The sequence below is a fragment of the Hymenobacter oligotrophus genome (assembly GCF_003574965.1).
In the GTDB taxonomy this organism is placed as follows: domain Bacteria; phylum Bacteroidota; class Bacteroidia; order Cytophagales; family Hymenobacteraceae; genus Solirubrum; species Solirubrum oligotrophum.
In genome coordinates, this window is record NZ_CP032317.1 from 1448971 (window position 1) to 1461429 (window position 12459).

At 59.3% G+C, this 12459-nt stretch carries 12 protein-coding genes and 1 tRNA gene; 6 read left to right on the forward strand and 7 right to left on the reverse strand.

Features of this window, described 5'->3' with window-relative positions; translation table 11 throughout:
* Positions 1-67: 67 nt before the first annotated feature.
* Positions 68-1801 carry a tetratricopeptide repeat protein gene (locus D3Y59_RS06120; protein ID WP_162910595.1) on the forward strand — a complete coding sequence of 578 codons (1734 nt, stop codon included), beginning with the start codon at positions 68-70 and terminating at the stop codon, positions 1799-1801.
* 391 nt (positions 1802-2192) lie between these two features.
* Positions 2193-3170 (forward strand): pyruvate dehydrogenase complex E1 component subunit beta, encoded by a 978-nt coding sequence (locus D3Y59_RS06125; protein WP_119444247.1) that lies wholly within the window; start codon positions 2193-2195, stop codon positions 3168-3170.
* Between the two features lie 66 nt (positions 3171-3236).
* Here D3Y59_RS06125 and D3Y59_RS06130 read toward each other — a convergent pair whose 3' ends face one another.
* A complete protein-coding gene (locus D3Y59_RS06130) occupies positions 3237-4634 on the reverse strand; it encodes a hypothetical protein (protein ID WP_119444248.1) in 1398 nt (465 codons plus the stop codon).
* A 66-nt stretch (positions 4635-4700) separates the two neighbouring features.
* Between D3Y59_RS06130 and D3Y59_RS06135 the strand changes: the two genes are divergently transcribed.
* Positions 4701-5255 carry a DinB family protein gene (locus tag D3Y59_RS06135; protein WP_119444249.1) on the forward strand — a complete coding sequence of 185 codons (555 nt, stop codon included), beginning with the start codon at positions 4701-4703 and terminating at the stop codon, positions 5253-5255.
* Here the strand turns inward: D3Y59_RS06135 and D3Y59_RS06140 are convergent.
* The 3 genes from D3Y59_RS06140 to D3Y59_RS06150 all read right to left on the reverse strand — a co-directional run bounded on the left by D3Y59_RS06140 (position 5252) and on the right by D3Y59_RS06150 (position 7016).
* Positions 5252-5707, reverse strand: coding sequence for an acyl-CoA thioesterase (locus D3Y59_RS06140; RefSeq protein WP_119444250.1), 456 nt, complete (start codon positions 5705-5707; stop codon positions 5252-5254). The two genes, D3Y59_RS06135 and D3Y59_RS06140, sit on opposite strands and share 4 nt — an antisense overlap.
* A 40-nt stretch (positions 5708-5747) precedes the next feature.
* Positions 5748-6473, reverse strand: a complete 726-nt coding sequence (locus D3Y59_RS06145; protein ID WP_119444251.1) for a class I SAM-dependent methyltransferase — start codon at positions 6471-6473, stop codon at positions 5748-5750.
* Positions 6474-6566: 93 nt separating this feature from the next.
* On the reverse strand, positions 6567-7016 hold the full coding sequence (locus D3Y59_RS06150; RefSeq protein WP_119444252.1) for a DMT family transporter: 450 nt from the start codon (positions 7014-7016) through the stop codon (positions 6567-6569).
* Positions 7017-7095: 79 nt separating this feature from the next.
* Here D3Y59_RS06150 and D3Y59_RS06155 point away from each other — a divergent pair, with 79 nt between their 5' ends.
* Both D3Y59_RS06155 and D3Y59_RS06160 read left to right on the forward strand, forming a co-directional pair.
* The gene (locus D3Y59_RS06155) at positions 7096-7290 is read left to right on the forward strand and encodes a DUF2256 domain-containing protein (RefSeq protein WP_119444253.1); all 195 of its coding nucleotides are present in this window, start codon (positions 7096-7098) and stop codon (positions 7288-7290) included.
* 59 nt (positions 7291-7349) lie between these two features.
* Positions 7350-7745 (forward strand): hypothetical protein, encoded by a 396-nt coding sequence (locus tag D3Y59_RS06160; protein WP_119444254.1) that lies wholly within the window; start codon positions 7350-7352, stop codon positions 7743-7745.
* 63 nt (positions 7746-7808) lie between these two features.
* On the opposite strand, the gene D3Y59_RS06165 is transcribed toward D3Y59_RS06160, so the two are convergent.
* Positions 7809-7880 (reverse strand) — tRNA-Glu (locus D3Y59_RS06165).
* A gap of 250 nt (positions 7881-8130) precedes the next feature.
* Positions 8131-9675, reverse strand: coding sequence for an aldehyde dehydrogenase family protein (locus tag D3Y59_RS06170; protein WP_119444255.1), 1545 nt, complete (start codon positions 9673-9675; stop codon positions 8131-8133).
* Between the two features lie 727 nt (positions 9676-10402).
* On the opposite strand from D3Y59_RS06170, the gene D3Y59_RS06175 reads away from it, so the two are divergent.
* Positions 10403-10879: a nucleoside deaminase gene (locus D3Y59_RS06175; RefSeq protein ID WP_119444256.1), complete on the forward strand. Its 477-nt coding sequence runs from the start codon at positions 10403-10405 to the stop codon at positions 10877-10879.
* Positions 10880-11083: 204 nt separating this feature from the next.
* On the opposite strand, the gene ffh is transcribed toward D3Y59_RS06175, so the two are convergent.
* The gene (ffh, locus tag D3Y59_RS06180; protein ID WP_119444257.1) at positions 11084-12424 is read right to left on the reverse strand and encodes a signal recognition particle protein; all 1341 of its coding nucleotides are present in this window, start codon (positions 12422-12424) and stop codon (positions 11084-11086) included.
* Positions 12425-12459: the final 35 nt, after the last annotated feature.

Sequence of the window (12459 nt, forward strand, 5' to 3'; positions counted from 1 at the left end):
CACCGCGCTCCTACGCCTCCTTCCGGTCGTTACGGCCGTTGTATTGCCTGCTTGTACGCTGCCGCGCATGCTGCGGGTTGCGCAAGAGGGCCAACAAGTTCAGGTGCGCCCCCCCGTGCTCGAGGCCAACGGCGAAAACGTGCTGGCCGAACTTGAAGTGCGCGTGCCGGCCGAGCACCTGCACAAAGGAGCGGTGTATGAGCTGCCGTTGCGCTACCGCTACGACAACGGCCTGCGCGAAGATACGGCCGGCACCGTACGCTTCGTGCTGGGCGAGTTCGTGTACGACGAGCAAGACCGCAACACGGTGGTGGCCAAAAAGCCCATTGCTTTCCCGTACGAGCCGCGCAAAAACCCCGGCCAGCTTGTAACCGTGCCGCAGGTGCGCCGCCTCAAGCCCGGCGGCAAAGTACTGAAGGCCGAAAAAGAGCTGCTGGTAGCCCGCGGCGTGGTGCTGCCCAGCCGCCTGGTGGTGCGCGAAGCCGAACCCGTCACCTACCTGCCCGAAGAAGCCAGCCTGGACGGCGGCGGCACGCGCGTGCTTCCGTTCTTTTTCGACGAAGGCCAGAGCACCATCCGCAACTACTTGGGCACCAACGTGGCTGCCCTGGAGGAGTTTATCGAAGCCAATCAGCACACCGAAAAGGTGATGATTGTGGCCGGCCACTCGCCCGACTCTCTCGACGCCCACGACCCGCGCCTATCCGACAAGCGGGTGCAGGCCCTGATGCGCTTCTACAAGCGCCGCCTCGACAACAACTCCTACCTGAACTCGCTCAGCTCGGTTAAATTCGAAACCCAGGCCTACCGCCGCCGCTGGGATTTGTTTCTGAGCAAAGTGCAGGCCTCCGCGTTGCAGCCCGAGCAGATCGATTCGGTAGTGAGCATCATCAACGACGCACGCGGTACCTGGGCCGAAAAGGAGAAGCAGCTGCACACGCTCTCGTTTTTCGACTACATCGAGCAGTACGTGTACCCCGTAATGCGCTTTGGCACCGTGGCCGTGCGCTACACCGCGCCGCAGCGCCTGCAATCCGAGATTTACATTCTCTCGAAGAAGATTGTAGAGAAGGAGCTGGAAGCCGATGCCCTCACGCCCGAAGAGTTGCGCTACTCCGCTACGCTTACCCCGTTGCTGGCCGAAAAACAGCGCATTTACGAAACCGCCGTGGCCACTTCGGGCCGCTGGGAAGCCTACCACAACCTGGCCGTGGTGCTGCTGGAGCGCTCCGAAAAAGAGGTGAGCGACAAAGTGCGCCGCGCCTATCAACGCCGGGCAGCTACCAACTTTACTTTGGCCGCCCACCGCAACCCCACGGCTACCATGTTCTCGCACGTGGCCACGGCCTGGCACCGCGCCGGCGACCGGCTCGAGGCCTTGCAGAATTACGACTACGCCATAAAGCTAGGCGGGCCCAAGCCCATCTTGGATAAGGTATTTGCCGATAAAGCAGCCCTCGAAATCGAGATTGGGCAAGTTGACGACGCACTTCGCAGCCTGAGCTACAGCGACAAGTCGTACCAGAACGTGATGAACCGCGCCCTCATTTACCTGACCAAGGAAAACTACGACGGCGCCGCGCAGATTTACCAAGAGGCGCTGAACCTCAAACCCAACGACCCCATGGCCTATTACTGCCTGGCCGTGGTAGCAGCCCGCGCCCAGCGCGAAGGCGACGTGGGCCAGTACCTACGCCGCGCGGTGCAACTCGACCGCTCCTTTGCGCAGCGCGCCGTGGAGGACCTAGAGTTCCGCAGCTACGCCAGCAGCAAAACGTTTGTAGAGGCCCTGCGTCAGTAGAAAAACAAACTCCCCTTCTCAGATGAGGAGGGGACGCCGCCGCTAAAGCGGCGGCTGGGGTGGTTGACAATCGTTGCTGACGTTGTTGAGCCCTTTGGCGATGCCCCCTGTGTCTATCATCTTGAGGCGCCAGCCGAGGGACCTCTTACCATGTCATAAACCAAGCCTAGGTCGTGCTGGCTTAAACATCCTTAGGTCAGCGCCTCTGGATGGCTGCGAAAACGACGTTGATCCATCAGCTAGCGGCTGCATTACGTGGTCAGGTGGAGGGCGCGGCTTTTCGTTCGGCTCCCGATTTGCCCACTCCCGCCTATCATTGTAGCTTTACGGGCCGGTTCCTCGCGAGCCGGCTTTTTTTCATTGACCCGACTTTTTCTTTCCTGACATCTACATGCGGACGATCCAATTCCGGGAAGCCCTGCGCGAAGCCATGTCCGAGGAAATGCGCCGCGATGCGAGCGTGTTCCTGATGGGCGAAGAGGTAGCCGAATACAACGGCGCCTACAAAGTAAGCCAAGGCATGCTCGACGAGTTTGGCCCCGAGCGCGTAATCGACACGCCCATTGCCGAGCTGGGTTTTGCCGGCATCGGGGTGGGCGCAGCCATGAACGGCCTCAAGCCGATCATTGAGTTCATGACGTTCAACTTCTCGCTGGTGGCCATCGACCAGGTAATCAACTCGGCCGCGAAGATGATGTCGATGTCGGGCGGGCAGTACACCGTGCCGATCGTGTTCCGCGGACCCACGGGCAACGCCGGCATGCTGTCGTCGCAGCACTCGCAGAACTTCGAGAACTGGTACGCCAACACCCCCGGCCTGAAAGTGGTGGTTCCGTCGAACCCCTACGACGCGAAAGGCTTGCTCAAGTCGGCTATCCGCGACCCCGACCCCGTGATTTTCATGGAATCGGAGCTGATGTACGGCGACAAAGGCGAAGTACCCGAAGAAGAATACCTAATTGAAATTGGCAAAGCCAACGTGGTACGCCAGGGCAAGCACGTTACCATCGTGTCGTTTGGCAAGATGATGAAAGTGGCCCTAGGTGCCGCCGACGAGCTGGCCAAAGACGGCATCGAGGCCGAAGTAATTGACCTGCGCTCGGTACGCCCCATCGATTATGCCACGCTGGTGGAGTCGGTGAAGAAAACCAACCGCATGGTAGTTGTAGAGGAAGCTTGGCCGCTGGCCAGCATCAGCTCGGAGCTGGCCTACCACGTGCAGCGCTACGCTTTCGATTACCTCGATGCGCCCATCCGCCGCATTACCTCGGCCGATGTGCCCCTGCCCTACGCGCCTACGCTCATCGAGGCGGCGCTACCCAACGTGGGCCGCACCGTAAAGGCGGTAAAAGAAGTGCTGTACCGCTAGCTTGCCGACAACCATTAGGGTTAAAAGCGACAACGCCACCGAAGCAATTCGGTGGCGTTGTCGCTTTTAACCGGTAATCAGCTCCCCCGGTTGGGCCAAGTTGCGCTCCAGCTGCCACACAAAGCCTAGCGCCAAGCCTACAACCAGCAGCACAGCCGCAACCAGCACCGGCCACCGCCGGGGGTTGCCCCGAAGCCAATGCAACAAGTGTTGCCCCTCGAAGCACAAAGCGCCGAGCAGCAGCAAATGCCAGGGCATTAGGTACCGGCACTCCATTGCCGTTGGCACAGCTGCCAGGCAAGGCAACGACACGGCCAACAGCACTAGGGCTTGTCGAAGGCTGAATTTTCCGCGCAGCGCAGCTAAGCCAAGAACGGCAACGCCCAAGGCCAACAACCCAAAATTGGCTGCCCGGTACCCCCAGCGCATGGGGCGTAGCTCCTGCAAGTAAGGCGTGGGGTACTTCACATCAAAACCGCTGATTAGGTGCCGGGCGTAGATGCCGGCCACCGTGGCCGGATGCCGGCTTATGGCTTGCAAGTAGGCGCCTAAGGTGGCAAATTCGGTTTGGCCTAGGTGCCGCAGCAAGGCCTGCCCATCAGGGTCGAAGTACAATACTTGCGCGGCGTGATGCTGCGGCCCAATGTTCGTTTCGTACTTCTGCACGGCCAGGCTCCAACCCAGCTTGTCTATTAAAGCGTCGTGCTTGTCGAAAGGGTTGTAGCGCGTGAGCACCAATGGGGTGTAGGCATTAAAATGCCGCACGTTTAGCCACAGCTGCGGCCCCAAAACGGCGCCCAGTCCCAACATCAGCAACGCAAGCCGCACCACGCGCGTGCGCCACCCTACCGCCGATACGCCTACCAACACCAGCACCGCTGGCAGCGCTATGGCGTACACGCTGCGCAGGTTCAGGCTGGCCCCGAGCAATGCGCCGGCGGCCACCACTTGCCACCCGCGCGGCGTGGGTGGCAACAGGCACCACAGCGCAGCCAGCAAGGCCAACAGCGCTGGAAAGTCGGTAAGGGGAAAGTTGAAGTAATCGCGCCAGAACGCAAACCCCAGGGCCACAAAGAGTAGCTGCGTCGCAAGCGTTTGCCGGGAGCCCGGCCGGTACCGTCGCCACACCGCCGGCACAGCCCACCCGAACAGCAGTGCCGCTATCAAGGCGCCAATTAGGCGGGTAAAAACAATGGGCGATACACCGCTAAAAAAGGCCACTACCCGGGCTGGCAGCAACAGCAAAGGCCACAAATACCCCCTCAACGAATTGTCGAAAGCCAAAAAGTTGAAGCGGTGCCCGGGCTCCAAAAACTCTACGGCAATGTACCAGTACAGCAACGCATCGTGGTGGAGCTGGTCGTAACCCGAAAACGGCAGGTACCCTAGGTACAGCAACAAAGCGACCAGCACGGGCAGCCCGCGGCGCTGCCTTTCGGATAAGTGCAAAATATGCGGTAACATTGAGTGTAAAGGTGGAGCAATAAACCGACTCCGTTTGCCTTGTTGCCCTCTTGTTTGGCTGCCCGCATGAATCACCGCCTCCACCTCCGCTTCGAGCAGCTTGAAAACGCGACCGAAAAATTGCTGCAATCGGCCGAAAACCTAGGCGAACAGGCCTACCAACTACCGGCCCCGGGGCAATGGTCGGCGGCGCATGTGGTGCACCATTTGCTGGCTTCGGAGGCGGCCATTGGGCAATACTTGCAGCAAAAACTGCGTGAGCAAACGCAGCTTGGCAGCGGTACCATGGCCATGCGCTTCCGGTCGGGGTTGCTGCGCCTGCTGTTGCGTTTGCCAGGCATCAAGTTCAAAGCCCCAAGCCGGGTGGCTGCGCTTACGCCAGCAACAGCTGCCGATTTGCCTTCGTTGGCCGATATGCGCGCGCAATGGTTGGCCAGCCGGCGCCAGCTCGAGCATTTGCTAAACGAGTTTCCGGGGCAGCTTATCAGCCGGGCAATTTTCAAGCACCCTAGGGCCGGGATGCTCACCATTCAGCAAACGCTCGATTTTATGCTCGACCACGTGCTGCACCACCAACAGCAGCTGGGGCGCATTGGCAAAGCGCTGCGCAAAGCAGCTTAGGAGCCGACTTGCGGGCTGCGTTCGATTTCGGCGTAGGAGCTGTGCCGGTCGAGCTGACCTAGGGCGGCTGCGAGTTCGGGCGGCGGGGTGGCAAGCTTGCGCAGGCGTAAATCAAGCCAGGCGCCATCCACGGTAATAATGGCCGACTCGCGCCCGTCGGCTTTGTAAATGGTGTGCACAATGCGCCACCGGCTGCCATCGGCGCTAAGCCCAGCCAGCTCGGCCCCCACCTTAATGGTTTCGTTCGGGCTAATTTCCTTCAGAAAGCGCGTGTCTTCGCGGAACAGGATGGGTCCGATGCCCAGCTTGGCAAACTTGGCGAGCGGAAAGCCGGCATCCTCCAGAAAGTCGAGGCGCAGCTGCGCGGCATAATCGTTGTAGGCCGAGTGGCGCATGTGGCCGTTCGGGTCGAGGTCGGCCCACCGAATGGGGTATTGTTTGTGGTATTGCATGGGTTGGCAAGTAAGCGCCCGGCTATGGGCTACGCGGCGGTTAGCCGCGGCGGGTGAGGCGCACTAAAAATTGTTGCTGATCGTCTTCGTCCACAAACTCAACATCGTAGCCGGCTTCCTCGGCATAATCCTGCACAATCGTAGGATCGGCGAACAGCCAGTTAAACTGCTGCCCGGTTTGGCCCTGGTAGCTCATCTGGTACTCTACCTCGCCGTAATAGGGTCCGTTTAGGTTGAAGTTGAGCGCGCCGTCTTCGTCTTCGTAGACGTAGCTGATGTCGGAGCTGGTGGCCAAAATTTGCCCGCCGGGCACCAGCAGCTGGTGTGCTTGTTTCAGGAATTTCTCCAGCCCCTCGAGCGTGCCCACCACCCCGAGGCCGTTCATGAGCATCAGCAGGGTGTCGTAGCGTTCGGCGGAGGTGGCGGTTAGCTCAAACACATCGTGGCAGGCTACCTCGCGCACGCCGCGCTGCTGCATTACCTGCACAGCCCCGGCCGAAACATCGATGGCCTTTACCTGAAAACCGCGGTTTTGGAGCTCCAAAGTGTGGGCACCGGCGCCGGCCCCTAGGTCGAGCACCCGGCCGCGGCACTCGTCGAGGGCGGTGCGCTCGAGCTGCGGCATTTCCCAAAGCGTGCGGAAGAAGTACTTGGCAGGCAATGGCTCGTCTTCGGCCACGCTGCTGTGCACCGTAATGGTAGCCGATTGGTTGCCGCCTAGGTAATCGAGCAGTGCCGCGCCAATGGGGTCGAAAGCAGAAGCCATGAGGGGGGGTTAGAGTCGGGAGGTGGGTGTTGGCAAAGCGCACGGGCCAGGGCAGAACCTCGACGCCACGTTGCGGCTACCAAACACCGCACGCTAAAAGCGGCGGATGAGTAGTACGCCAACCAGCAACAAAAGTATGCCGGCTACGCGGCCCGCCGATACGCGCTGCACGGGCAAGCCCAGCAAACCAAAATGATCGAGCGCCACCGATAGCAGCAGTTGCCCGGCAATGAGCAGCCCAAAGGTAAGCGCCACGCCCAGGCGGGGCGTGAGCAGCGTAACCGAGCCCACGTAAAAGGCCCCGATGATACCGCCCAGCCACACCATCGGCGACTCGGTGCGTGCAGCCCCTGCCAAGCTGCTCAGGCGCATGCCCGAACCTAGGGCAATTAGCAACAGGGTAACGGTGCCGATGGCAAACGATGCCAGCGCCGCCACCACCGGCCCGCCGCCGGCGCGGGCCAGCCGGGCATTTAGCGCTGCCTGCACCGGCAGCAAGGCGCCCATGCTTACGGCCAGCAGCATCAACAACAATCGATTCATAAAACGCAAATGAAAAAACGCGGCAAGTTAGCCACAACTATGCGCCAAGCCTTCGGGTTACCCAAACAAAGCTCTGCTTATGCCTACGCCCCCCTCCTCCGCACCGCGCTATACCAAAAGCACCTTGCCCACCAAACCGTGCGCCACGTGCGGGCGGCCGTTTGCCTGGCGTAAAAAGTGGAGCCAGTGCTGGGACGAGGTAAAGTATTGCGGCGAAAAGTGCCGGCGCAACCGCCCGGCCTTGCTTAGCGCCGAAGCCAACACCCGGCCCTAGGTGTATCCTTGGCCGAGGAGCTTGCGTTGAGCACTTACCACAACCTTCCGCAACCTCCCATGTCCTCGAACCTCGATTACCTCGACCCCAACCTGCTGCCGCTGGAACAAAAAGTTATTGCTTACCTCGAAGCCGAAGAAGCCGTGCGCCAGGCCGAGGTGGAGGCCCGCATGCTGCAAACGCCCCACCCGTCGGCTACCGACGTGGCGGCCAACAACTTTATCCAGAACATTCCGGCCGTGGAGCCGCCCCGCCCCTTGGCCGAAGTGCAGCAGCAAATCGAGCGGCTGCAGCAAACCGTTGCTCAACTGCGCGAAGAAGTAATGCAACTGCTGCCTGCCCGCGATGAGTGGGTAAAAGTTAACCTAGGGTACGGCCCCAGCCGCGTAGGCGCTTTCCGGCTCGACAATCCTACGCCCGACCAGCCAGAGTACATGCTGCGCGTGGTGCACTAACGTTATCAAGCAAAGGCACAAACGAAAAAAGCCGCTCCCTGATGCAGGAAGCGGCTTTTTAAGTACTCCGTAGGGGAATCGAACCCCTGTTGGCAGAATGAAAATCTGCAGTCCTAACCCCTAGACGAACGGAGCGTTTGTCGTTTGACGATGCAAAGGTAAGAAAGCTGATTTCAATTCCGCAAGCCGCAATCGTTGTTTGGGCACTAAAAACGCGGCTCAGCAAGCTACCGACTTGATTTTCACCCATTAAAAAATTAACACAAACACAACAATTAACAACTGGCTTCTCTTGCACGCCGGTAATAAGCCAAATATGCCAGCCGAGCGCGGACAAGCATAGGGCGCCCAGTGGCAACCTAGGAAGTCCGCGCTCGGCCAACACCTATATTTTTTCCGGAAGCAGCAGGGCCTCTTCGTAATTGCCAAGCACGGGCTGGCCGTTGCTGGCTTGCGTTACCGCCTCCACCAACAGTTTTCCGCCTACAAAAGCACCCTTCCACGATTCGCCAAGGCCCCCGAACACTTCCTCCCGGTCGCCGCGCGAGCGGAGCTTGTTGATGCCGACCTTGAAGGCCCGGATTTCCTTGGCCGTACGCTGCGCCCACTTCTGGTCGTCGGAGGCCAAGGCGGCCACCAGGGCGCCGTTCGAGATGTTCATCTCCCCTACCAGCTCTTCTACCCGATCCACGAGCACGACGCTGTCGATGGGGCCGAACGGCTCCTTAAAGTACAGCTCGCTTTGGCGTGGCAGGTTTACCAGGGCCCGCGGGGCACGGTAAGCCGAGCGGTCTTGGTTGGGCAAGAACAAGGAATCGTCGAGTTGGCCTTCGTAAATGGGCGTGGCACCGGTTTTCAGCGCGTCGGCGTAAAGGCGGTCGAGGTCTTCGGCCTGGCGGCGGTTGATAACGGGACCAAACGCCAGATCGGGCAGTTTGTCGTCGGGGTTATCAACCAAGGTTGGGTTGCCCACTTTTAGGCTGCGGGTGGCATTCCAGTAGGTTTCCAGGAACTTCGGAAACAAACTGCGCTGCACCACAAACCGCACGTAGGCAGTGCAGCGCTGCTTGCCGTAATCGTAGCCCTTCTTCAGCTGATCTTCGAGCGCCGCCCAGTCGGAGTAATTCCAAATGCCGTAGGTGTTCACGCCTTCCATCTCCAGCATGTAGCGCTTGTGCACCGAGGCCAGCGCATCGGCAATGTTGCGGCCGTTGTAGCGCCCGCCCACAAACGAAAGGCAGTCGATGGCATCGTTTTTCACAAGTACGTCGCTTAGCTCGCCGCCCGAGCCGCTTACCAGCGTTACGGGCAGGCCACAGCGGCGCGCAATGGCAAAGGTGAGGCTCAGCGAAATAAAGCCGCCATCGGTGGGCGTTTTGGCCACCGCCGCGTTGCCGCACAGCACTTGCACCAGCACCGCGTGCAGCAGCACCGACATGGGGTAGTTCCAGGAGGCGATGTTCGATACCACACCTAGGGGCTCGCGGTTGCCAAGCATGTCCTCGATGTTGTCGACGTACCACTGCACGCCGTCGATGGCGCGGTCGATGTCGGTAAAGCCCAGCTTATAGGTTTTGCCGATTTCCCACATCAGCAGCTTGCCCACGAGGTCGGCCTGTTGCCGCAGCTGATCGAGGCAGTCCTGCACGCGGCGGCGGCGCTCGTCCAAGTCGGTTTTGGCCCACTTATCGGCTTCGGCGTTGGCGAAGGTAACGGCCCGCAGCGCGGTGTCGCGGTCGAGCATGGGCAAAGCTCCGAGCACCGAACCATCAATCGGCGACACAAAATCCTGCGGCTTGCCGGGCTCCTGCCAGCGGCCCTCGAGCAGGTTGAGGTACCGGCCGCTTGGGTCGAAAATTTCGGGAGCGACTTGCTTTACCTGCGCCACGAGGCCGGCAAACGCTACTTCGGGCGAAATGATTTTAGGCATTGGGTAGTATGCAGATAGAAGTGAAAAACCACCGCTAAGCGCGGCCGGCCGCGGCAGCCCGTTGGCCGCCATGACGGCAACGATAGTGAACAACTTCCACAGTTGCCTCAGCTCCTGCCCCGCATTACCCAACGCTGCCGGCACCTAGGGCCGTGAATGGGCACAAGCCTACCTCGCCCAGCCTAGCCCAATCGCAAGCTGCCACAATGACAAAACTCGAGCATTTGTTTTTCTAGCGCGTAAAGGAATATTACTATTACCGTGGCAGGCCTACTGCCACCTTACCTGGCTGACTTACACGCTGCATTTGTCGAGCCGCCAATTTTAGTTGTCAGCCAGCAGCACCTGACGCCGGATATAACCACTCCCACGGCGCAGCAGGGCATAAAAAAAGGGCAGCTATGAGCCGCCCTCTTTTCCACAACCAAAACACCTAAAAAACTATTCTTTCGCAAAGATAAAGACAATCTTCGTGCCAGAAACTATTTTTTACAAAAAAGTACCTAGGGCAACCCGATGCTTACCGATAAGAGCTGCAATGCGCACCAAAGGTTGCATCGCCGCCTTCGTTGCGAAAGAAAGCATTGCCTTAACAGGCGAACATTTAAGTTGGTGCCCGACTTTTTCAACTTCGCCTAAATTTTTCGCTGGCGCTGGCAGCGCTACCTTGGTCCGCGAGCATTGCGGGGCGGAGCGTACTTTTGCAGCCCTTTCCCGTTCAGTAACTATGGATACACCCAATCCCGAATTCATGCGCGAGGCCATTCGCCTCTCGATAGAGAAGATGCAAGCCGGCCACGGCGGCCCGTTTGGCGCCGTTATCGTGAAAGACGGCCGAATCATCGCCCGCGGCTTTAACCAAGTAACGAGCACCAACGACCCCACTTGCCACGCCGAGGTTGACGCCATTCGCAAAGCCTGCAAGGAGCTCGGCACTTTTCAGCTCGACGGCTGCGACTTGTATACCAGCTGCGAGCCGTGCCCCATGTGCCTAGGTGCCATTTACTGGGCCCGCCCCCGCCGCGTATTTTACGGTAACACTAAACAGGACGCGGCTGCCATCGGCTTCGATGACCAGTTCATCTACGACGAAATCGAGAAGCCCCTCTCCGACCGCCAAATTCCGATGGAGCAAATGCTGCCCAACGAGGCCATTGCCGGTTTTCAGGCTTGGGAAAAACACGAGAGCCGCACAGATTATTAACCCAATTTTCATCCTGGGCTAAAGCGAAGGACACCATGACGCCTGAATAACCTAGGATTGGATAGTTAGGTTACTCACTGAGGTGAGAGGGTCCTTCGGCTAACGCCTCAGGATGACATACAGCAATTCGTCAGCTTCTATCAACAAGAAAGCCCGGCAACCGAGAGGCTGCCGGGCTTTTCCGTTGTAAGTAGCACCTAGGGCTTAGCGACGCATGCCCATCATGCGGGCCATTTGCAGCATGCCGCCTTTGCTTTGGCTCATTTTGTTCATGGTGCGCATCATTTTGCGCATCTCGTCGAACTGCTTCATCAGGTTGTTTACCTGCTGAATGCCCTGGCCCGAGCCGGCGGCGATGCGCTTGCGGCGCGAACCGTTCATGATATCGGGGTTGGCGCGTTCCTGCGGCGTCATCGAGCGGATAATGGCTTCGATGGGCTTGAACGCGTCGTCGTCGATTTCCACGTCCTTCATGGCTTTGCCCATGCCCGGAATCATGCCCACCAGATCCTTCAGGTTGCCCATCTTCTTGATCTGCTCGAGCTGCGAGAGGAAGTCGTCGAAGTTGAACTGGTTTTTGCGGATCTTCTGGTTAATGCGCTTGGCCTCTTCCTCGTCGAACTGCTGTTGAGCGCGCTCTACTAGCGAGATTACGTCGCCCATGCCCAGGATGCGCTGGGCCATACGGTCGGGGTAGAACAGGTCGAGCGCCTCCATCTTTTCACCCGTCGAGATGAACTTGATGGGCTTCTCCACCACGGCCCGAATCGAGAGGGCAGCACCGCCGCGGGCGTCGCCGTCGAGCTTGGTGAGCACCACGCCATCGAAGTTGATGCGCTCGTTGAACGACTTAGCCGTGTTCACAGCGTCCTGGCCGGTCATCGAGTCCACCACGAACAAGGTTTCGCTCGGGTTGATGGCGCGCTTCACCTGCTCGATTTCGCGCATCATCTCCTCATCCACGGCCAAACGACCGGCGGTGTCGATGATGACTACTTTCTTGTTGTTCTGCTTGGCGTGCTGAATGGCGTTCTGGGCAATCTGCACGGGGTTTTTGTTCTCCACCTCGGAGTACACCTCCACGCCGATTTGCTCGCCGAGCACTTTCAGCTGGTCGATAGCAGCCGGGCGGTACACGTCGGCGGCCACCAGCAGCACCGTGCGGTTTTGCTTTTTGATGAACGAGGCGAGCTTGCCGGCGAAGGTGGTTTTGCCCGAACCCTGCAAACCCGACAGCAGCACCACGGCCGGGTCGCCTTTGATGACGATGTCCTGCTTCTCACCGCCCATCAGTTCGGTGAGTTCGTCGTACACAATCTTCACCATGAGCTGGCCCGGCGATACTGCGGTGAGTACCTCGCGGCCCATGGCCTCGTCCTTGATCTTGTCGGTGACTTCCTTGGCCACCTTATAGTTTACGTCGGCATCAACCAGCGCGCGGCGGATTTCCTTAACGGTCGAGGCAACGTTGATTTCGGTGATGCTGCCTTGGCCCTTCAGGGTTTTGAAGGCGCGGTCGAGCTTGGTAGATAAATTATCAAACATGGGTTGTGCGTCGCAAAAGAATGCTTCGGGCAGAA

What these genes read in the sequence shown, in the direction of transcription:
- D3Y59_RS06155 (WP_119444253.1), top strand. Translation starts at nt 7,096, where the DNA reads ATGCCTACGCCCCCCTCCTCCGCACCGCGCTATACCAAAAGCACCTTG.
- D3Y59_RS06160 (WP_119444254.1), top strand. Translation starts at nt 7,350, where the DNA reads ATGTCCTCGAACCTCGATTACCTCGACCCCAACCTGCTGCCGCTGGAA.
- D3Y59_RS06135 (WP_119444249.1), top strand. Translation starts at nt 4,701, where the DNA reads ATGAATCACCGCCTCCACCTCCGCTTCGAGCAGCTTGAAAACGCGACC.
- D3Y59_RS06175 (WP_119444256.1), top strand. Translation starts at nt 10,403, where the DNA reads ATGGATACACCCAATCCCGAATTCATGCGCGAGGCCATTCGCCTCTCG.
- D3Y59_RS06130 (WP_119444248.1), bottom strand. Translation starts at nt 4,634, where the DNA reads ATGTTACCGCATATTTTGCACTTATCCGAAAGGCAGCGCCGCGGGCTG.
- D3Y59_RS06170 (WP_119444255.1), bottom strand. Translation starts at nt 9,675, where the DNA reads ATGCCTAAAATCATTTCGCCCGAAGTAGCGTTTGCCGGCCTCGTGGCG.
- D3Y59_RS06125 (WP_119444247.1), top strand. Translation starts at nt 2,193, where the DNA reads ATGCGGACGATCCAATTCCGGGAAGCCCTGCGCGAAGCCATGTCCGAG.
- D3Y59_RS06150 (WP_119444252.1), bottom strand. Translation starts at nt 7,016, where the DNA reads ATGAATCGATTGTTGTTGATGCTGCTGGCCGTAAGCATGGGCGCCTTG.
- D3Y59_RS06145 (WP_119444251.1), bottom strand. Translation starts at nt 6,473, where the DNA reads ATGGCTTCTGCTTTCGACCCCATTGGCGCGGCACTGCTCGATTACCTA.
- ffh (WP_119444257.1), bottom strand. Translation starts at nt 12,424, where the DNA reads ATGTTTGATAATTTATCTACCAAGCTCGACCGCGCCTTCAAAACCCTG.
- D3Y59_RS06120 (WP_162910595.1), top strand. Translation starts at nt 68, where the DNA reads ATGCTGCGGGTTGCGCAAGAGGGCCAACAAGTTCAGGTGCGCCCCCCC.
- D3Y59_RS06140 (WP_119444250.1), bottom strand. Translation starts at nt 5,707, where the DNA reads ATGCAATACCACAAACAATACCCCATTCGGTGGGCCGACCTCGACCCG.